The sequence below is a fragment of the Kistimonas asteriae genome, assembly GCF_018263925.1.
In the GTDB taxonomy this organism is placed as follows: Bacteria; Pseudomonadota; Gammaproteobacteria; order Pseudomonadales; family Endozoicomonadaceae; genus Kistimonas; species Kistimonas asteriae.
This window is the reverse complement of record NZ_JAEVHF010000002.1, coordinates 236,917-256,224: the sequence shown is the minus strand read 5'-3', so window position 1 is coordinate 256,224 and position 19,308 is coordinate 236,917. Positions and strand designations below refer to the sequence as shown.

General features: G+C 47.6%; 14 protein-coding genes. 5 read left to right on the top strand and 9 right to left on the bottom strand.

Annotation, left to right across the window (positions count from 1 at the left end):
- Positions 1-240: 240 nt before the first annotated feature.
- The 6 genes from KHS78_RS03435 to hsdR form a co-directional block, all read right to left on the bottom strand.
- On the bottom strand, positions 241-1,218 hold the full coding sequence (locus KHS78_RS03435) for an Abi family protein (protein ID WP_211825135.1): 978 nt from the start codon (positions 1,216-1,218) through the stop codon (positions 241-243).
- 156 nt (positions 1,219-1,374) lie between these two features.
- Complete coding sequence (locus KHS78_RS03430; protein ID WP_211825133.1) at positions 1,375-2,373, bottom strand: restriction endonuclease; 999 nt, start codon at positions 2,371-2,373, stop codon at positions 1,375-1,377.
- A gap of 63 nt (positions 2,374-2,436) precedes the next feature.
- Complete coding sequence (locus KHS78_RS03425; RefSeq protein ID WP_211825131.1) at positions 2,437-4,194, bottom strand: restriction endonuclease subunit S; 1,758 nt, start codon at positions 4,192-4,194, stop codon at positions 2,437-2,439.
- A gap of 2 nt (positions 4,195-4,196) precedes the next feature.
- Positions 4,197-5,678 (bottom strand): type I restriction-modification system subunit M, encoded by a 1,482-nt coding sequence (locus tag KHS78_RS03420; protein WP_211825129.1) that lies wholly within the window; start codon positions 5,676-5,678, stop codon positions 4,197-4,199.
- Positions 5,679-5,686: 8 nt separating this feature from the next.
- The gene (locus tag KHS78_RS03415; RefSeq protein ID WP_211825127.1) at positions 5,687-6,493 is read right to left on the bottom strand and encodes an HNH endonuclease; all 807 of its coding nucleotides are present in this window, start codon (positions 6,491-6,493) and stop codon (positions 5,687-5,689) included.
- A complete protein-coding gene (gene hsdR / locus KHS78_RS03410; RefSeq protein WP_211825125.1) occupies positions 6,493-8,874 on the bottom strand; it encodes an EcoAI/FtnUII family type I restriction enzme subunit R in 2,382 nt (793 codons plus the stop codon). The genes KHS78_RS03415 and hsdR overlap by 1 nt, the downstream gene beginning before the upstream one ends.
- 405 nt (positions 8,875-9,279) lie before the next feature.
- Between hsdR and KHS78_RS03405 the strand changes: the two genes are divergently transcribed.
- The 3 genes from KHS78_RS03405 to KHS78_RS03395 all read left to right on the top strand — a co-directional run bounded on the left by KHS78_RS03405 (position 9,280) and on the right by KHS78_RS03395 (position 11,281).
- On the top strand, positions 9,280-9,747 hold the full coding sequence (locus KHS78_RS03405) for a hypothetical protein (RefSeq protein WP_211825124.1): 468 nt from the start codon (positions 9,280-9,282) through the stop codon (positions 9,745-9,747).
- 419 nt (positions 9,748-10,166) lie between these two features.
- Complete coding sequence (locus KHS78_RS22630) at positions 10,167-10,415, top strand: helix-turn-helix domain-containing protein (RefSeq protein WP_211825123.1); 249 nt, start codon at positions 10,167-10,169, stop codon at positions 10,413-10,415.
- Between the two features lie 122 nt (positions 10,416-10,537).
- A complete protein-coding gene (locus KHS78_RS03395) occupies positions 10,538-11,281 on the top strand; it encodes a hypothetical protein (RefSeq protein ID WP_211825122.1) in 744 nt (247 codons plus the stop codon).
- A 123-nt stretch (positions 11,282-11,404) separates the two neighbouring features.
- On the opposite strand, the gene KHS78_RS03390 is transcribed toward KHS78_RS03395, so the two are convergent.
- Entirely contained in the window at positions 11,405-12,742 is a 1,338-nt protein-coding gene (locus KHS78_RS03390) for a phage integrase (RefSeq protein WP_211825121.1), read from the bottom strand.
- Positions 12,743-13,248: 506 nt separating this feature from the next.
- Here KHS78_RS03390 and KHS78_RS03385 point away from each other — a divergent pair.
- The gene (locus KHS78_RS03385) at positions 13,249-14,049 is read left to right on the top strand and encodes an NERD domain-containing protein (protein ID WP_211825120.1); all 801 of its coding nucleotides are present in this window, start codon (positions 13,249-13,251) and stop codon (positions 14,047-14,049) included.
- Positions 14,050-14,502: 453 nt separating this feature from the next.
- On the top strand, positions 14,503-15,957 hold the full coding sequence (locus tag KHS78_RS03380) for a Na+/H+ antiporter NhaC family protein (RefSeq protein ID WP_343216860.1): 1,455 nt from the start codon (positions 14,503-14,505) through the stop codon (positions 15,955-15,957).
- A 55-nt stretch (positions 15,958-16,012) separates the two neighbouring features.
- Here the strand turns inward: KHS78_RS03380 and KHS78_RS03375 are convergent, their stop codons facing one another.
- Together KHS78_RS03375 and KHS78_RS03370 are read right to left on the bottom strand one after the other, a co-directional pair.
- A complete protein-coding gene (locus KHS78_RS03375; protein ID WP_211825119.1) occupies positions 16,013-18,523 on the bottom strand; it encodes a TcfC E-set like domain-containing protein in 2,511 nt (836 codons plus the stop codon).
- Positions 18,524-18,556: 33 nt separating this feature from the next.
- Positions 18,557-19,117 (bottom strand): hypothetical protein, encoded by a 561-nt coding sequence (locus tag KHS78_RS03370; protein ID WP_211825118.1) that lies wholly within the window; start codon positions 19,115-19,117, stop codon positions 18,557-18,559.
- Between the last annotated feature and the right edge of the window lie 191 nt (positions 19,118-19,308).

The window sequence follows — 19,308 nt, the reverse complement described above, 5'->3', positions numbered from 1 at the left end:
TGACATTACAACATGTAGATTTGCCACGCTTAGCAGTTGGTGAAAGACGATTTTGGAATAAAAAACACCTTACTGTGCCATCCAAAAACACTACCCCATACAGCTCTTTAGCTACGCCTAAACGCTAACATAAATGTTACTTTTCACACCTTGACTATCAGCAGGCCATGTATAACACTTACCAGTAACACGGCCCCCGCCTCTTAGTTGCTTCGCAATTTACGTGGGGGTTCTTATTTCCTACCGTTCTAATAACCTTTCCCACTCTTCCGGTAATCCAATATCCTGCATTGAAACCTGCCTATCTGACTGGATACGGGGAAATGATTTAATGTGGCTCTTTAGCCGATCATGCCAACCGGTAGCCGGGCATATACGGTAGAGCAAATGCCCCACAATATTGAATAACAAAAACGGTTTGGCAATCAGCTCATGTTGTCCGATGAAAGCGTCACACCAATCCACAACACCGGCAGCAGGCAACCGGGGCTGGTCTATGACATTTCGGTTCCACAAACGACTATGGTGTGCGCATAGATTCCTCAAGTAGTTGAGGGCACGTAACCAGCTAGAAAAAACTTTAAAATCAGCAACGTCATATCGACGAGCTATCTGTTCCTGATCGGGAACCCTCATCATTGAGTACAACTGGGACATTGCACCAAAATCCAGCAGTTCAATTGCTACCCACATCGGCAAATCATCGCCATGCTTCTGGCGATAATGCTTTACAAAGTCCTCCTTAGAGCGCCTCAGCAGACCCTCATATTTATCCAGCCATTCCTGATGACGGGTTTTACCGGTTCTTTTGTTTGTTTTTCCTGCAAACGATGGATGAAATAGCCCAATATGCTTGTAAGCAAAAACATCTTTTTCACCCAAGACATACGCAATATTGACGCGTAAGGCAATCTCAACCCTCTCAAGTGCGTCCAGCATCAATAGCCGTAATTTTTTATCGAAAATATACAGTTCGACCGCATCGACGAAATGAGTATTTTCGACAAAATTATCAGTCCTTTTGGTAGATAACCTTCCCGTCAGCGGATCTTGTTCATGATAAAAAATCCGAAACGGGTACCAGTAAGCACTGAGCCGGTAATAGCCAATCCGTTGAAGATATGCGATGGCCGCCTCATCATTTGAGACTTGCAGCCCCCTAGCCTTCAATATATCGAGCTGTTCTTCATACGACTTCCATGGACGGTTATAAGCCATCGCAACCTTTCTTTGTCATCTTGGGTGATTACTATTCAACCGCGTACCTGCGGGGTCGTTAATATTGGCTTATAAAAATCATTTATGCATCATCTGTATCACGGCTAACGGAACAGCCGATCAATAACTATTCCATTAGCTATGGCAGTGATTGTACTAATCCGCAGGCCAATAGATTTTTACCAACGGCAGCAGCGTCTTACCCTCAACATCAAACTGTTCGTAGTGAGTCACAATCAGACTGGCCAAGTCATCAATATCAATCAACGTCACAGGCACTGTGGCCCTCTCAGCCTCATACCGTGCTTCTCTGCTGAATCCGCCGGTGCTGACAAACAGACCACTGTCGCCATCCCGTAACGCTCCCAGGAAGCTGCGTATAGCCTGTGAGCCCATGTTACCCTGCCGATGCTTTACTTCAACCTTGATCCTTGGCTGTGTCAGCCCCAGACCATCCGGTGAAGCAAATACATCAACACCACGATCAGGTCCTTTTGGCGAAACACGGGTTCTGTAACCCATACCACGCAGCAATGCCGCCGCAAGATGCTCCATTTCATCAGGCAGTAACGACTGAATTTTATCCTTGATCAGCTCATGGCTCTGATCGATGGTCTGGTCTTTTAACTGAACCAGTGTTTCTTCAGAGTCTGCGTCTTCTTGCTGCATTGACTGCTCACCATTCAGCACTGCCAACAATTCACTGATCACAGAATCAGACAGCGAAAACATGGTCAGTGTTGAGCCCAGACTATTACGGGTCGCCTGACTTAACGCATCCCGAGACACATCCCCCAACCACTTCACCATGCGAACATGAGCATATTCGCCTACAAGATTATCATCGTTGCGATACTGATATTCGCCCTGGTCTTCACCAATATGATAAACACGCAATTCAGGGCTATAGGTGATCACCATGTGCCCTGATTGAATATCGTCTCGAAATTTACGCGCAATCGCCACGACATTGGCTGTGCGGCTAGGTTTAGCATTGCCCCACTGATCAATGTATGAGTTGCGTATGGCGTCGCTTGATGGGTAACGGTTAAGGTCACCCAACCCATTCCAGCCTATGGCAACACAGTTTTGATCCTTGAACGATTCAGCAAAACGTCCACCTTCGCCGGCGCGAATCATCCATCCCTTTTTCATGTTTGTTACTCCTGACAACGACCTTGGTGCTGCATGGCTGTGACAACAATAATTCGCATGCCGTTATGCCAGAGCCTGCTCAACAATGGCATCAGCCAAATGCATGTTTGTCTGCTGCGACTGCCGTATTGAAAGCACTAGCTGATCACATAGCAACATCAGGTCTTTTACTTTTGATACTATCCGGTGCTGTTCTTCCATGGGGGGTTGGGGTACAGGTATCTCCTTTAATCTGGCCGCCTTAATTCCCTTTGCTGTAATCCCTGTGGCGTTATGCTGGAGCTGTTGCTGAAAAACAGGAGACATGATCATTAGTTTCAAAAATTCTGCACACTGCTTTTCGTGCAGCTGGAAGCAAATAGCTCTTTGAGCCAACGCAAATTTCTCGTCAATATCTATTATCGCAACGTTTCCAAGAGGTGCTTCAGGGGTGAACAACAGATCACCGACTCTTGGAAAACCTCGAGTCATCCATGAATCATATTCAGTCTCTGAAATAAACTCAGCAGGTTGAAGTGATATGTAACCAAAACGTACATTCTTAGCAGTGATTAAACGAATCCCATCAGCCTGTTTTGTTGGCGTCTTTCCACGATAATCAATAAATTTTGCAATATTTCCAAGACGAATAAACGCCCAAGAATCGGGAACACTCAGGTATTTTTCTTCATCCGAAATGCTTAGAGCAGCTTTGGTTTTTAGCTTTTCATCATGAAAAAGTCTGCTCTGCTCAGCAAATATACTCTTCAGCAACACATCTGCAGACTCATCCGTCGAACTTTGCGGCACTAGCTTACCAGTCACAGCCAACTGGATAATTGTTTGCTTCAGCTTGTTGATACTGTGTTCAGTAGTAAACAGAGTATCGAAATGGTCAGCAATCCTGCTCCAATTGTCAGTCGTCTCAGTTACCGTTTTGCTATTAGCTAATGACGCAAGAAGAGTATCCACCAGTGTCTCATGTGCTGTGATACTGTCGGCCTGCTGCTGCTCAAGCTGATCACAAAGCATCATTAGCTCTTGAACTTTGGCTACTATCCGATTTTTTTCTTCTACAGGCGGTATGGCAATTACACAACTACGCAACTGTGTTTTATTGATTGATGCAAGATTGGTGGTTTGCTTGCTTGAACCTGCAAAATATTCACGCGCAATAGGTCCATTTAGATACATTTCTAGCCATTGTTCACTCTGTTCATCAAGAAACAGCCGAGCTTTAAAAACATGATTCTGGTGTGCGATATATGGCAACTCACCAGACCATATCGCAGTCCGACCAACCTTATCCCAGTCACCTCCTTCAGTGATCAAAAGATCACGAGGCTTAACTTTGTATTTTTCTTTTTCCTCTACAGGTATTTCGACCTCTTTTATCTCAGTAAGATCAAGAGAACCACGCTGTACATTTGCAACACGAAGATAAGGTATAGACTCCAACTCACGACCAACCAGCTTACGGCCCTTGGTAATACCGCTCTGAATATCCACAATATCCTCAAAACGGACAAGCACCCATCCTGCAGGTAAGATAAAGGGTTGTTCATCATCTGTAATTGCTGGCAATGCCTTCTGCTTTTTGATCTTGCCTTCATCAATCAAGCGCACTTTTTCAATTGCTACTTTTTCCAGTAGCACTGAAGCCGGTTCATCATTTGAGTCCTGTGGCACTAACTTTCCGCGCACAGCCAAGTCCAAAATCAGCGCACGCAGTTGTTTTATGCCATGAAGATTCAGCTTGTTGTTACTCCCTCGGCCAACACTTGATTTTTGGGTATATGCGCTAGCCCACAAATCCAGGTTGTCAGTAATTAAAGAGTTCACAATCAGGAAACCTTGCAACCATTATTGCTCAAAGCAGCATTGAGAATATCCTTGAGCTGATCACGAATAGCAGCCATGTCCTGCTGTTGACGTGCATAAGCTTGCAACAGCTCATCAGGGTCATGACTAACTTGTTCACCTACATGCGGATTCTTAATGTCCAGGTTGTAGTTCCGGGCCTTAATTTCTTCAATGGAAACAGTCCATGCCTGCGCGTTTTGCTCACGACTGACGAAACCATCTGCTTCACACCCCCACCACGCAATCTCCGGTGTGAATTCCTCATATTTCATTGGTCGAGTTTTACTGTAATTTTTTACACCCTTCGGATAAGGATGCTCGTAGTACCAAACCTGCTCGGTCGACTGCCCCTTGGTGAAAAACAACAGGTTAGTCTTAATGGTGGTGTATGGGCTAAACACACCATTAGGCAAACGCACGATGGTGTGCAAATTACATTCGGTCAGTAACTTTTCTTTAAGGCGGGTTTTCATACCTTCGCCAAATAAGAAACCATCAGGCAAAACGACTGCTGCGCGACCACCCGGTTTGAGCAGATGGATGAACAGGGTCATAAACAGATCAGCGGTTTCACGAGTACGAAACGCTGTCGGGAAGTTTGTTTCAATGCCGTCTTCTTCCATGCCTCCAAATGGTGGATTGGCAACAATCACATCCACACGCTCTTTAGGTCCCCAGTCACGCAAAGGTCGAGACAGCGTATTGTCATGCCGGATGTTTGATGGCACATCAATGCCATGCAGGATCATATTCGTCGTCGCCAGCAGATGAGGCAGAGGTTTTTTCTCTACACCGAAAATACTGCCCTGCAGTGCCTGCTCTTCCTCAGGATTACGAACGTAGTTTTTACGCTTATGCTCAATAGCACACGTTAAAAAGCCGCCCGTACCGCAGGCCGGATCCATCACTCTGTCCGTCAGTTTCGGATCAACGCGATTAACCATAAATTCGGTGACCGGCCGTGGTGTGTAAAACTCACCAGCGTTACCCGCATTTTGCAGATCACGCAAAATCTGCTCGTACATATCCCCGAAAGCATGACGTTCCCGCGCCTTGTTGAAATCCACTGCGTCCTGAATCTTGTTCAGCACCTGACGCAGCAACTGGCCGGACTTCATGTAGTTGTAGGCATCCTTGAACACATTACGGATTACAACGGCACGCTGGTCACCTTCGCGTCCCAGCAGCTCCTGCAACTCGGGGAAAAGCTCATTGTCGATGAACTTTTTCAACTCATCACCAGTGATACCCTCCGGATCAGCAGCCCAGTTTCGCCAGCGCAATGCTTCAGGAATTGGTGACTCATAATCGTCTTCCAGCAGTTCCCATTCCTGTTCACGATCATCAAAAATTTTGAGAAACAGCATCCAGACAAGCTGTCCAATACGCTGGGCGTCGCCGTCTACACCGACATCCTTACGCATAATGTCTTGAATGGATTTGATACTGGATGAGATGGACATGAAAACACTTACTTCCTAAAAATATGCTCGCGGTGGTGCTGCAGGTAAGGCAAGTGGCTCGGCTCAATCATGCTCAGTTGCATGGCTGAATGGATGCCGGCTGCATTTGCATCACTGGATAGTTCCGGACTGATCAGAATATCGCCATTATCCAGAAAGCTGATAAGACCACTGTCAAATGCGGCGTCAAGATTAGCTGACAGTAGCAACCCATTATACAGGTCGAGACGTTCTGTGTTTCTGGAGTCTCGCCAGGGTTTGATATGCGATGCTTTAAGCAGCTCCGGCGCTGTTATACCGGTTACTGCACATTTTTTCCAATAGCCAAGCAGGTGCTGACGAAACAAGCCCTGCCCAACTCTAGCATCGACCAATGCCTGACGAACCGTTTCAGCATCATAACCTGGGCCAGTGTCATTTTCGTTTGCATCAACAGTATCACCAACCAATACTGAAACGAATTTATTTAAAGCTAATGTACTCTCCACACCAACTTCGTAGCCATAATACATATGATCGCTTACAGCTGTTTGATCTATTGGGAATGCCCCCATATTTGAGTTTTTGTAACGACCAAACCAATTAATAGTCACACCCGAAAGGCCGTCAAAATGGGTTCTGACAGTCCTATTATCCGGATGTATCAATAAAGGGTTATACCTTCCCTCAACAAAATCTTTCTGGCTTTTATTACTTGGCGTTTTTACGTACACGACCAAACTCTTACGACTATATTCGTGTATTCGCTTATTGGGTCGGGTCAAACGAAAACCGATTTTTACTAATTCCCTTTCAATTTCTGCAGAGTTCAACATCAGCCGTACAATGCCTCCTCAAGTTCCTGTATGGCTTCCTGATACTGTTTTTTACCACCAAAGCAGTGAACCAACTGGAGCGGTGTTCCCAGCTTTGTAAAAGGTTCCAGCTTGAGTATTTGCATATCCTCAATATGCTCAATACCAGTATCAGCATACTTCTCCAGCAAAGCCTCTAAAACCTTACGTGCCTCACCTTCATACTTGGTGAAGTAATTTTTCTTTTTGACATTTTCAGCCCGTTCACGTCGAGTCAACGGCGGCTTGTCAAAAACGATATGACAGATCAGGTCAAACGGGTCGAGTTCGGCACCATATTTTTTACTGACGTCTGCCTGCAGCTCGTCCCATAAAACACCCTGCTCAGCCAGCTCCTGTATGATGACATTTTTCTTTTCCGCACTGGTCCAGCTGCGCAAAAAGTCATCCATGCTGGCATACTGTTTACTGACACAGCTGCGGGTATAATCGTGCATGGACTCAGTAATCAATTTGCCATCCGAATCCAAATACTGAACACGCTCACCGACAATATTAACTGGCTCCCCCTTGATGTAATACTTCTGCTTCGGTTCGCCATCACCGCCAGCTGTATCATCACCAGGTTCGAATGGACCACCTGATATTCCTCCATCTGTGTCGTCATCATTAACATCAGGAAGGCCATCATCAGGGGGGTCTACAGGATCATTTGGACTCGGGTCATAAACCTGGACGGGATCACCATCAAAGTTGCTGTCGGCAAATAGTTCTGTCGCCTTTTTGAAGTCCATGATGGTGAACCAGTACTTATCGTAATCCTCATCAATCCGGGTTCCACGACCGATTATTTGTTTAAATTCCGTCATCGACTGGATGCGCTGATCTAACACAACCAGTTTGCAGGTTTTGGCATCAACACCTGTCGTCATCAGCTTGCTGGTCGTAGCAATAACGGGGTAGCGAGACTCAGGATCAATGAAATTATCCAATTCAGCCTTGCCTTCATTATTGTCTCCCGTGATACGCATAACGTATTTCGAGTTTTCCTGAACACGCTGTGGATTCAGATTAACCAACGATTGTCGCATACGCTCGGCATGATCAATGTCATCACAGAAGACAATCGCCTTCTGAAATTCATCGGTTTTCTGCAAAAACTCCGTGACCTTCATTGCTACCAGATCAGTGCGCTCATCAAACACAATGCTTTTGTCGACATCCTTCTGGTTGTAAATACGGTCTTCGATCAGATTGCCATATTTATCCTTCTGCCCTTTTCGTGGACGCCAGCCCTTCAGGTCAATATCAAAATCGACACGAACAACCTTGTATGGCGCCAGGAAGCCATCCTCAATACCCTGCTTGAGTGAGTAGGTGTAAATCGGTTTGCCGAAGTAATCGATATTGGAAACTTCCTTGGTTTCCTTCGGCGTTGCAGTTAAACCGATATGGGTCGCGCCAGAAAAATAATTCAATATTTCTCGCCATGCGGAGTCCGCTTTTGCACTACCTCTGTGGCACTCATCAATGATGATCAGGTCAAAAAAATCCGGCGAAAACTGCTTGTAAATGTTCTTTTCTTCTTCACTGCCAGTGACTGCATGATATAGCGAAAGGTAAATTTCGTACGACTTATTGATCTGCCTCTTGCTGATTTTGGTCATGGCCTGACCAAAAGGTTTGAAGTCATTGTTCTTGGTCTGATCGACCAATATGTTGCGGTCTGCAAGAAACAAAATACGTTTCTTCTGACGTGACTTCCAGAGCCGCCAGATAATCTGAAATGCTGTATATGTCTTGCCAGTCCCGGTAGCCATAACCAGTAAAATACGATCTTGGCCCTTGGCAACGGCTTCAACGGTACGGTTTATCGCAACAGCCTGATAGTACCTTGGTGTGCGACCAGAACCGTCGTCATAATAGGGCGCTTCTACGACAGGTACTGAGGCATTATCAAGCTGCTTCCAGACACAGTAACGTTTCCAAAGCTCTGCAGGCGCGGGAAATTCTTCAAGACCAAGTTCGGTTTCTGTTTGAGAGGCATTGCCTGTACGGTCATGAAACAGAAAGCCGTCTCCATTGCTAGAGAAGACAAAAGGCACATCCAATGCTTCTGAATATGCGAGAGCCTGTTGCATACCTGCACCAATTGAATGCTTGTTGTCTTTCGCCTCAACAACTGCAATCGGCTGATTTTTCTGGTGGTACAGTATGTAGTCAGCCCTACGCTTTTTTCCACGCGTATGGAGCTTTCCGCGCACCATGATGCGCCCAGCCGTGAATGTCACTTCTTCTCGAATCTGGGTGTTAATATCCCAGCCAGCCTGAGTGATAGCAGGCGTGATGAACTTCGTACAAATATCGCGTTCACTCAGCCGCTGCTTCTGGCGCTTATCCAAAGCAATCTCCTGCCCCTGAACCACACACTGTCGTTTAGTGTGCCTATGTTAATTCAGGTTCACAGGTAGATATATAGAGGTCTCACCACAAACAACTTCATCAAACAACGTGCGTTGACATGACAAAGTAACACTTGCCAGTCATTTTGATGATATATATCAATCAAAAGCCAAACCCAGATAGACGACACCTATAAATAATCGTGCTGTTTCAGATTTTTTTAGATTTGTCATTATTAAATTTAATAATTCTTTCTTGTTTTCGTTATTAAAATCCATAAAAATTCAGCTTCATTGCAAAATTTCACAATGAAATTTGCTTGAACCTTTACAATTCCCTCAGGTTTTTTATTTATCAAATATATGGCAGTCTTAAATCGTCATAACAAAACATCGGATGTTTATATGAAGATCGATTACGATACTATCAAAGACATTATTGCTAATACGGAATATGAAAGTGAGCAGGTTGCTCTACTTGCTGCAGGGCAACATGCTATTGCTGACTTCAACACTATGAAGGTCTCTATTGGGCAATTCGAAAAGGAGGACAGTCTCAAGGCTATAAAGCTTAAAAAACAATATGATTTGGCATACAAGAACTATGAACGCATCTATCGGTACATTGCGAATGGCACGTTGCTAGCGAGACCTGAGCAAATATCGCACCCAGATGGCACAACACGCACACTGTATTGGATCAGCGCTGAAGAGGCACACAACTTCATCTTCGAAGTTATAGGAAACGCAGAGGCTCTCAGCAACTGCAACCCAGAAAGCATGCATGATTACATACGAAGACTGCGCACAAGACATAGTCAGTCTCTTGAGCAACCAGGGATGAACCGTTGCCTTTTCGATGATGAAGACTAGCGCCGCGAAAGGCAGAAAACAACAACTTCTATAACTTCAACAAAAAAACAGGGGGCTTAATATTGAGTAAGCTATAAGCTTTTCATATGCAAAAAACCTTAAGGTTTTACATATAGCGGCATTTAATCCAATTTCGCAAAGGAGGTGTTGTGCAATCACACAGCGTTCCCTGGCAGTGAAGGCTTTTTATCAAAAATAAAAATTTAACTGCTGGGCATGCTGGAAAATAAAACACAATTCTAATCATACAAAATCAGACTGATAAGTTACGTTATTATCCTTAAAAGGTAAATATTTATATTGATGAGACACATTTTGATTTCGTAATCGGGCTAGTATTCAGCTCTATAAAAGCGCATGCCTCGCAGATACAGGCATTGCTGTTCTTAACAGTAAGATCAAAATATAAGGATGTGTAAATGATAGATAAGGACCTAAACGGGCATCGCGATCACAGACTTGGTTATTCCGTACGAGAGGCTGCCAAACGATGTGGTGTGTCCACTGAATTCCTGAATAAACTGAGGTCACAAGGAGCAGTCAACGGCGTCACAGGACCACAATTCATCAAGATCGGCCGTAAGGTCATCTATCCATGTAGTGACCTTGACAACTGGTTTAATGAGTTTGTCAAAGTCCGAACACTGGCAGAGCTAGAACAAAAGTAATTACATCAGGCTCGTTCAGTAATCAGCCGTTATGTACGAGCCCACTATACCAACCTGTCAGCAATCGCGTTTCACACAGTGCTGAACATACTGACAACAACAAACAGACCAATGATGACCTTATGGATACCGCAGACCAAAACAAATTACGTGTGGTGCCCTACATGCCTGAACTAAAAAAACTGACTGGATCAGTAATCAGTGCAATTTTACTAGCCCAACTCTGGTACTGGTGGGAACGTCGATCAGGCCCATTGCTGTACAAAACAGATAATGAACTGGCAACAGAGTTAGGGATAGGTGTGAAAGCAATGCGCAATGCCAAAAAATTACTTATCGACAAACACTTCGTCACTACCCGTAACCAGGGCATACCGCAGCGCACGTACTACAAGGTAATGTTTTTTCAACATAACTTAGAAATGAAGTTAGCCGAAAGGGATAAATTTAAATGTTCAGAAGAGCAAGATGATTCGTCCCAAAAGACCAATATGTATACCCCAAACGGGGAAACTAATTCATACAATACACATAAGAATACTCAAAAGATGACAACAGAAAAAAATTCAAAAAGTGCATTTTCAACGCACGCTCGAACAAACGGCAACTCACTTTTATCTGCATTCTTATCCAGGTGGCAAACAATCATTGATCAACAAGACTGGCCGCTTCACCTTGCATGGCATCAACTCTCACCTGAGCTTGATGAGCAGATTATCAGCACAATAGACGAATATGGGGGCATAGATGCTCTGATGTGTGAGCTTGAGGCACGCTGTAATCGAATCGCTTCAGACGACCCTTGGCGTGAATTTATCGAGCATCCAGTAAACTTACCCTTCTTGCTGAATGCCGAACCAATATAGGACTAGGTAAATACAAACGAACATATAGCCAACTAGATATAAACATACAGCCAACTAAACGCGAACTAACCCCATTCACGTATATAGCGGGGCATCACGATCAGCAAAGCCCCGTACAACTTTCTACTCGGACAATAGCTGACCTTTGTCCGTCTCAGACTGCTGTCTTTTCTGCAGTCTCTTATTAAGCGCATTAATTGCTGTTTCTTTGTTCTTAGGTGCCAAGTGCGCATACTTCAACGTCATATCAATGGATTCATGGCCCAACAATTCGCGCACACAGTTCAGATCGACCCCTTCCATAACGAGATGGCTTGCAAATGAATGTCGTAAATCGTGAAAACGGAAATGTAAATCCGGATCATAGGGTGCATACAGTTCAGCGGTTTCACGCACAGACGTCCACGCAGAGTTAATATTGTCTAACTTGTCGCCTGTTTTTGGACTGCAAAATACCAGCAGGTGTGCGGTGTTCTGTTTACGCCACTTACGCAACACATCGTAGGCCTCGTCAGTCATTGCAATGTGTCTTGTCTGACCGTTTTTACTGCCCTGACCGTCGACCGTGATACTCCGGTTACTCCAATCGATATGCTTCCATTGGAGGTTAAAAATTTCTCCGATTCGCATACCTGTATTCAGAGCTAATAGCACCATTGGTCGAACATGGTCAGCAAACTCGCCATCCAGTCTTTCCAGCGGTGGCTTGTGACGATCCAACAACCACTGATTAAACCGATCACGTCGTTGGCGTAAATCCTTTTCACGGGCCATCAGAGAGGCTCTCAGACGATGTTCCTCATCGTCTGACAAATACCGAATACGCTTCTTTTGATCAACCTTAAGCTTTTTGAAGCCTCTCAGGGGCGATTCATCAATCACACCCATTTCAACGGCTTGAGTCAAAATGCCTGACAGCCTATTAACATCACGATTGATGCAGCTTGGTTTCAATCCTTTGGCTAATTGTCTTGTCCGCCACTCAGTCACACGCTTCACCGTAATATCAGTTAGTGGCAGATTGAACCAGCCCGTAAACAGGGCACGAACCCTTTTGATATTGCCCTCCCAGGACTTACGGTGCTGTTTTGCCCAAGGCAGGTAAATCTGCTCAACAAAAACGCCAAGTGTACGGCTGCGACTCTGTCTTTCGGCCTGTCTGTCGAGGATACGTTGCTGCTGAATATCAACACCCTTGGCAACCTCACCCAACTTAACCCTGGCTTCCTTTCTTGCTTCAGCTGGCGTCATCACCGTCTCACGGCCCAGTTTATAATCAACCCTGCGCTTGGTGGCCGGCAAAATGTAACTGACGTAATAAGTCTTGGTTCCGGTTTTACTAACGAGCAAATACAAGCCCTTCTGCCCTTCATCCCAGACCTTATAATTTTTATCTTTGATAATTAAATTGCTGATTACAGTGTTGGTTAAATTTTGTCGATTGTGGCTCCTGCCCATCATTCAATCCCTGTATTTTCTGCAGTGAACGACCACTGCCTTGTTATTTTGCTTTTTCCACTACATTTCCACTTAATCCTAAACAACCCAAGACAACACCATACAACAGGAAACAACAAACACACCTTTAAATAATCCTTATTTTTCAATGTGTTAAGATAAATATAACAATTACTGAATTGTCTGGAAATAACTGGGAATGTTAGGCCTGACGACACTCCGGAGGCAGAGGTCAGAGGTTCGAATCCTCTAGGGTGCGCCATAAAAATCCTCGCCTTAGTCTTCATCTCTTTTTCCTACATTTCCCCAGGTCTTCAATAGTTAGTCATAAGACACGATCAGAGTTCCTATATTCATCACATCGTTCACGCGTCAGTCGCCCATTACATTCGGCAACCTGTAAGCAATTGAAACCATAGTCTACATGCAGGTTTTGTGGTTAGATGCTTGATCGAATCGTCGATAACACGAGCCCTTAATCAACAAACAAAATATAGAGTTAATCTTGAATGGATTTCTCACCAATAATAAAAAATGTGTTCGCTACATTTGCCTACTTCATACCACTACTAATCATAATTGCAGTAGCCAAGTCTGCATGGTTCAAAGGAGTTCTTGGTGAATTCATTGTAAACACAGTTATTAAACTCCTGTTAGACAAGCACAAATACCGGCTCATAAAGAACGTAACGCTGCCAACAGAGAAGGGCAGCACTCAAATAGATCACATCATTGTGTCAGAATTTGGCATATTCGTGATTGAAACTAAAAACATGAAGGGCTGGATATTTGGCTCAGAAAACCAACAGCAATGGACTCAAAAAATATTCAAACATACAAGCAGGTTTCAAAATCCACTACACCAGAATTACAAACATACCAAGGTGTTGGCCTCACTCCTGAACATTGATCCAGATAATCTGTTCTCTGTAATCGTTTTCGTGGGAGACAGCATCCTCAAAACACCGATGCCTGAAAATATAACCTACGCAGGCGGCTTAATCCGCTTCATCAAGTCAAAAACAACACCTGTGCTTTCTCGCTCTGAAGTGAGCGGGGTTATAAAGCAGATCAATACAGGCAAGCTTGAGCCAGGCTATAAAACTAACAAAGCGCATGTTGAGCATGTAAGGGAAATCAAACGCAAAAAATCATCTGAAAAACTTTGCCCAAAATGCGGAAGCAACATGGTTCTGCGTACGGCCAAAAAGGGTACGAATGCAGGCAGTCAGTTCTGGGGTTGCAGCCAGTTTCCCAAGTGCAAGGCGGCAGTCCGCCACATAGCCACTGAATCAAGTGAAGTGCACTAAACTGCAAAGTCACTTAAAAGCTTTTCAGCAATACTTCCATAAACCAGCTGACAGGTAGTGATTTATCTTAACCAAGTGGCAGCATGTAATCGGTCGTATTGATACGTATGCGCCTATCATAAACCTCCAAATATCTCCCTTTATAAACAAAGACCTCCTGCCTGCGCTGTGGTGGACGCAGGCAGACAGGTACTCTCTGGCCTCTACAGCGCATTACGCCATGCATTGCACGTCTCATGAGCCCATCAACAGACGTCACTCACAGAACCCGACGCCCACCTTTCTTCTGACTCCCATCTTCCAGGCTATACCTGTAAGCCACCTACCCTCTTCTGAACAATTTTCAGTATTTATATTAATAAATACCGATTTCTTTCCTATTGTATGTGTCTGTGCGATTTACCGGTTTTCAATAACCCATGAAATTGATTTCATTATTAGCTCAGACGCCTCATGCACGTTAAACCGCTGAACTCCTGCTTTAAGGATTACCTGTCTCCTGTCATCGGACTGGTCACGCTGTGCTTGGCTGTCCTGTTGATTTTTCAGCCGGATCGGTTGCCCATGAATTCCGTGGTACTCGCCATCTTCATGATGGTGGTACTGTGCCTGGTCAGAATGCCGGTCGCAGTTGCCCTGATCACCGCGGCGCTGGCCGGCGGCCTCCACAGTGGCATGAGTATTCCGGAAACCATCAACGCCATGAACGACAATCTGCTGATCGGTGCTCAGGTCGGTATTACCTATGTCATGATTGGCGCGCTGGCGGTCGCCATTGCCCGGAGTGGCCTGATTGATCTGCTGGCCTGCAAGTTGCTGGCTTCAGCCAATCAGCCATCAGCCTCCGCTTCGGGTGGCTTCAAACTGAAAGTGTTGTTGTATGGCATGTTTATTGGGGCATCGGTGCTGTCGCAGAACCTGGTGCCCGTCCATATTGCCTTTATTCCGGTGATGGTTCCGCCGCTGCTGGGCGTCTTTAATCGGTTGAACATTGATCGTCGTGCGGTTGCCTGTGTCCTGGTCTGCACCATCAGTATCAGTTACCTGTTAATTCCCCTTGGGTTCGGCGCCATTTTTCTCAACGACATTCTGTTGGCAAACCTGAACGCCACGGGGGTGGATTACGGGCTGTCAGTCACAGCCACCATGGTACTGAAAGCCATGGTGCTGCCGGTCAGCGGCATACTGTGCGGGATGGTAGTTGCCGTTTGCATCAGTTACCGGAAACTCCGCGTTTATCAATCCACGCCCCAGCAGACATTGGCAGCGGCTCCGGTCACACCGAACATCAAACCGTTTCAGCTGCTGATGACCCTGCTGGCCCTTGCCATCGCCCTGGCCGGTCAGCTGTTCTTCGACTCGCTGATTGCAGGCGCACTGCTCGGTTTTATCACGCTGTCCTTTTCCGGCATTTTCCACTGGCATGAGCAGGATGACATTTTCACGCAGGGGCTGCGGATGATGATGCAGATCTGCGTCATCATCACCATTGCCTCCGGCTTTGCCGGCGTGCTGAAAGCCACCGGACACATTGATCCCCTGGTGCAGGCATCAGCCCAGGCGATGGGCGACAACCAGATGCTGGCCGCCATAGTCATGCTACTGGTCGGCCTGTTGATCACCATCGGTTTCGGGGACTCGTTTGCCAGCGTGCCGATTCTTGCGCCGATCTATATCCCGCTGTGTATCAACATGGGTTTTTCCCCCATGGCAACCATTGCCCTGCTCGGCGCCTCTGCGGCACTGGGCGACGCCGGTTCACCCGCATCAACCCTGACACTGGGGGCTTCTGCCGGCCTGAATGCCGACGGCCAGCACGACCTGATTAAAGATTCCATTATTCCCACCTTCCTACACGCCAACACCGGCATGGTGATATTCGCCTGGCTGGCGGCGATGATCCTTTAAGTGCAGCCAATACCTGTTCTGACTACACCCAATGTGTGTTTAAAACTGTCAAGCGTTATCGCTGTTTATTGCTCATCAAACCGTGCACAGCCAAATGCCCTTCCACGAGCCGTTCACAGTCCGCGTCCTCCAGATGAATCGTCCCCATCTGCAGCACGTAGCCGGTACTGCTGTCATCAGACAGCGGTAACCGACAACGCCAGCCATTCCCCGGTTCCACAAAGAGTGCTTTCGTGTCGTCACGGCTTTCCAGCTGAAACAGGCCCAGGTCATCCGTCAGTGAAGGCGCCAAGCCGCCGTTAATGCGGACATCTGCCAATGGGCGCCCCTGCAGCATCAGGCGGCCAAACAGCAGTCGCAGGGGAATCGCCGCATAATCGAGCGTCACGACATTGCCCGGGTAGAGTGTGACATTGCGCTCACGCTCATCAAGCTCATACAGCGTGGCTGAGCCAGAACTGAGGCTGATTCTGTACTGCCGGAAAGGCGGTAACGGGATGACCGAAGGCCGCCCTGCCACCGCATAACCTCTGCGCTGACCGTCCACCCGAACATCAAAGGCATCCCCGGGCCGCCCCCCGACCTGTACCACCAACGCGCTGTCTGCCGGATGCTCACCGCCAACAGCCAGGGTCGCGCCATCTGTCAGGAAGCTGGTATTGAAGCTGGCAGCATAAAAGTTCGTCCAGCCCGAATCACTCTGTATCCGATTGACGCTGAGGTCACCACGCCCCCAGCGGTTACCCGCCTGCAGCCGTGCATTGTACCGGTCATCCCCGTCGCCGAGTTCCGCACCGACATCCGCTCGCACGGAACTGTTCCACAGGTCACGGTCATCCCAGCTCGCCGAGACCACCAGGTTATCCTGCCGGTCGCGGTCGCCCTCCACGTCCCACACTTCCGCCTGAGGGGTTGCCCGCCAGATCCAGTGGTCGCTGCGTCGAACCAACTCCACTCCCAGCAGTGCAATTTTCGTATTCCCTGAACGGCTGATGGCCAGGCTCAGGTCAATGTCGTAATCCGGCGCGCGGTAAAGGTTCACCCGGTAGTCCAGCCCTTGGCTACGGTAAACGTTCCCACCGCTCTGGTGATTATCGTTATACCGGTAACTGAGTGTGCCCGTAAGAAACGGTACGCTGACTGACAGGTTATCCTGCCGGAAGCCATTGCCCAGCAGTGCAGTCTGCTCCGCCTCATCAATGGACACCGGTGCTCCCCGCCGCCACAACCGGCGATAACTGCCATTCGCCGAGAGTATGCCCAACCGGAGACGGCCGAACAGGTTAACCCCATGGTCGCCGTTATCCGCCAGCATCACCGAGGGGGACACCTCATAGTGATAACCGATATGAAACAACCCCATCTCCAGCAAACGGTCATTCTGGTCTGCCGCGACTGCCAGGGTGCCTGCAAGGGTACCCGCCAGGCGTCGGCTGACACCGGCGCGGGTCAACCATTGGTCGGTGGCTGGAGGCAGGGTATCCGTAGTATTACGATCCAGCACCCGCCCGGTTTCGGCAAAATACTCCCATTCACCTTCCGGCGGCAGCTGGAACTGTTTGGCGAAGAAACGGGTTTCCCGGCTGATCACCTGCCCGCTTTCACTGAGTATGACTATCTCAATGTCATAGGCGCCGGCGGGGAACGATGAAGTATCCAGCTGCTGGTTGCCCGCATCCAGAAACCAGGAAGTGATCAGGCGTCCGTCCCGAAAGATTTCGACCCGTCCCCGAGTAGGCAGGAAGACGTCCAGTGGAGTGCCACCGGTGTAGTCCGTATCCGTCCGGGTATTGTCCGATGTTGCCAGCCGGGCGCCCAACAGGGTTCTGTCCGGCGTAAAGCTGAGCCCGAAGGCACTGCTGCCGATCATGCCTGCGCTGTATTCCATACCGGCAAAATTGCGGCGGACAAAAAGATCGTTAACCTGAAAATGCAGGTTGCGGGAGTAGTCCCAGTTCACGTGCAGGCTGTTCTCCCGCCAGGCAAATTGGCTTAAACCGGACAGGGTGTAATCATCCCCACGGTCTTCAGCGCTGGAGCCGGCCCAGACCCCGTTCAGGTTCTGCATCAGGGAAAGCCCCGCATCGGACGGTGGCAGATAACGGTGTACGTCCGCCGCCCGTGTATACAGAAACTGTCGATTGACGAATACATCCAGCCGGAACCGGCCTTCATTAAAGATGACGCCGGCCACCACCGGTTGCAGCAGGCCGCAGTCCTCGGTTTCCTGCGGGGGACAGACTTCGCTACTATGGGTTTGGAGCTCTCCGGTGAGTGTGGCCTCAATCAGCGCCGGGTCTGTCAAATCACTGATCAGCCGAATCACTTCCGCCGGATTGGAGAGGCGAATCCATGCCGGTGTGTAGGTCGCGATCTGCGCCGTCAGGTAACGATTGCCGTAGTAGATATCCACCAGAGAACGCTGGGGGATGGCAAGGTCTGCAAAGCCTGCCGGCGGATCCAGGCTGGCCAGAAAAACCGGTTCTTCAGCAAAACCATGATGAGAGGAAAAGCACGCCAGAACGCCTAGAACTATCCATTTTATTCCTGTTGGAACGCGCTGCACGGGAGGTCTTCATTCACACCGTCACGATCAAACTTACTTGGCTGTCACGGTCAGGGTGAGTACGTCGTTATACGTTCCGCGGGGCACGGCCCAGAGATTGGCCTCCGGTATCACCAGCTTCAACGTAGCAACATCTCCACTTGCACCACCACAGTCCATTTGCGTGGTATTGGCGCCAGTGCCTGCCACATCAGTACCTGATGTCAGTGTCGTAAGATTATCTGTCGCATTCTTTACTGCTGCATAGAGAACGTCATAGATGATGGTTTTTCCATTGCCCTCTAGCTGAAACTTGTTGGCTGCCGAGGGGTTACCACTTGCCACATTGATATCGTATTGGGCATTTTCGTTGTTGGTATAGATACAGAAATTCTGCGATTTACTGAGATCTCCCCTGGTATTCGGATCATAGGTAAAACTGACACTCGCAAGCCCGGAAATTTGCACAACAGTCGGCATGGACAGCTCGACCGGCACAGTGCCTCTGGACGTAGGACCCAGTTGGCCATCGGTTGCAGTTCCCTCTGCTGCCAGTACATTGGCAGCTAACCCGCAGAGCAAAACACCAGAGACGGTTTGATGCAAAACGTTCATAGGGTACAGACTCACTGGACATGGCCTTAGTGGCAAAGACCATAATATTCAGGGTATTAATAGGCTAAGAGCAGAAGAAACGGGACTAACTATAGACGCTCTCCACCAAGCCGACGCAATAATCCATAACTCAAAAACACAAAGGCAACGTCGTCCTTAACTAGAATGGATATTCGCGAACCGCTCAGAAT

Bases quoted from the DNA above. Each gene is read 5' to 3' on its own strand.
- KHS78_RS22630 (WP_211825123.1), top strand. From the start codon at position 10,167: ATGATAGATAAGGACCTAAACGGGCATCGCGATCACAGACTTGGTTAT.
- KHS78_RS03385 (WP_211825120.1), top strand. From the start codon at position 13,249: ATGGATTTCTCACCAATAATAAAAAATGTGTTCGCTACATTTGCCTAC.
- KHS78_RS03390 (WP_211825121.1), bottom strand. From the start codon at position 12,742: ATGATGGGCAGGAGCCACAATCGACAAAATTTAACCAACACTGTAATC.
- KHS78_RS03415 (WP_211825127.1), bottom strand. From the start codon at position 6,493: ATGTTGAACTCTGCAGAAATTGAAAGGGAATTAGTAAAAATCGGTTTT.
- KHS78_RS03395 (WP_211825122.1), top strand. From the start codon at position 10,538: ATGGATACCGCAGACCAAAACAAATTACGTGTGGTGCCCTACATGCCT.
- KHS78_RS03405 (WP_211825124.1), top strand. From the start codon at position 9,280: ATGAAGATCGATTACGATACTATCAAAGACATTATTGCTAATACGGAA.
- KHS78_RS03420 (WP_211825129.1), bottom strand. From the start codon at position 5,678: ATGTCCATCTCATCCAGTATCAAATCCATTCAAGACATTATGCGTAAG.
- KHS78_RS03380 (WP_343216860.1), top strand. From the start codon at position 14,503: ATGCACGTTAAACCGCTGAACTCCTGCTTTAAGGATTACCTGTCTCCT.
- KHS78_RS03430 (WP_211825133.1), bottom strand. From the start codon at position 2,373: ATGAAAAAGGGATGGATGATTCGCGCCGGCGAAGGTGGACGTTTTGCT.
- KHS78_RS03370 (WP_211825118.1), bottom strand. From the start codon at position 19,117: ATGAACGTTTTGCATCAAACCGTCTCTGGTGTTTTGCTCTGCGGGTTA.
- KHS78_RS03435 (WP_211825135.1), bottom strand. From the start codon at position 1,218: ATGGCTTATAACCGTCCATGGAAGTCGTATGAAGAACAGCTCGATATA.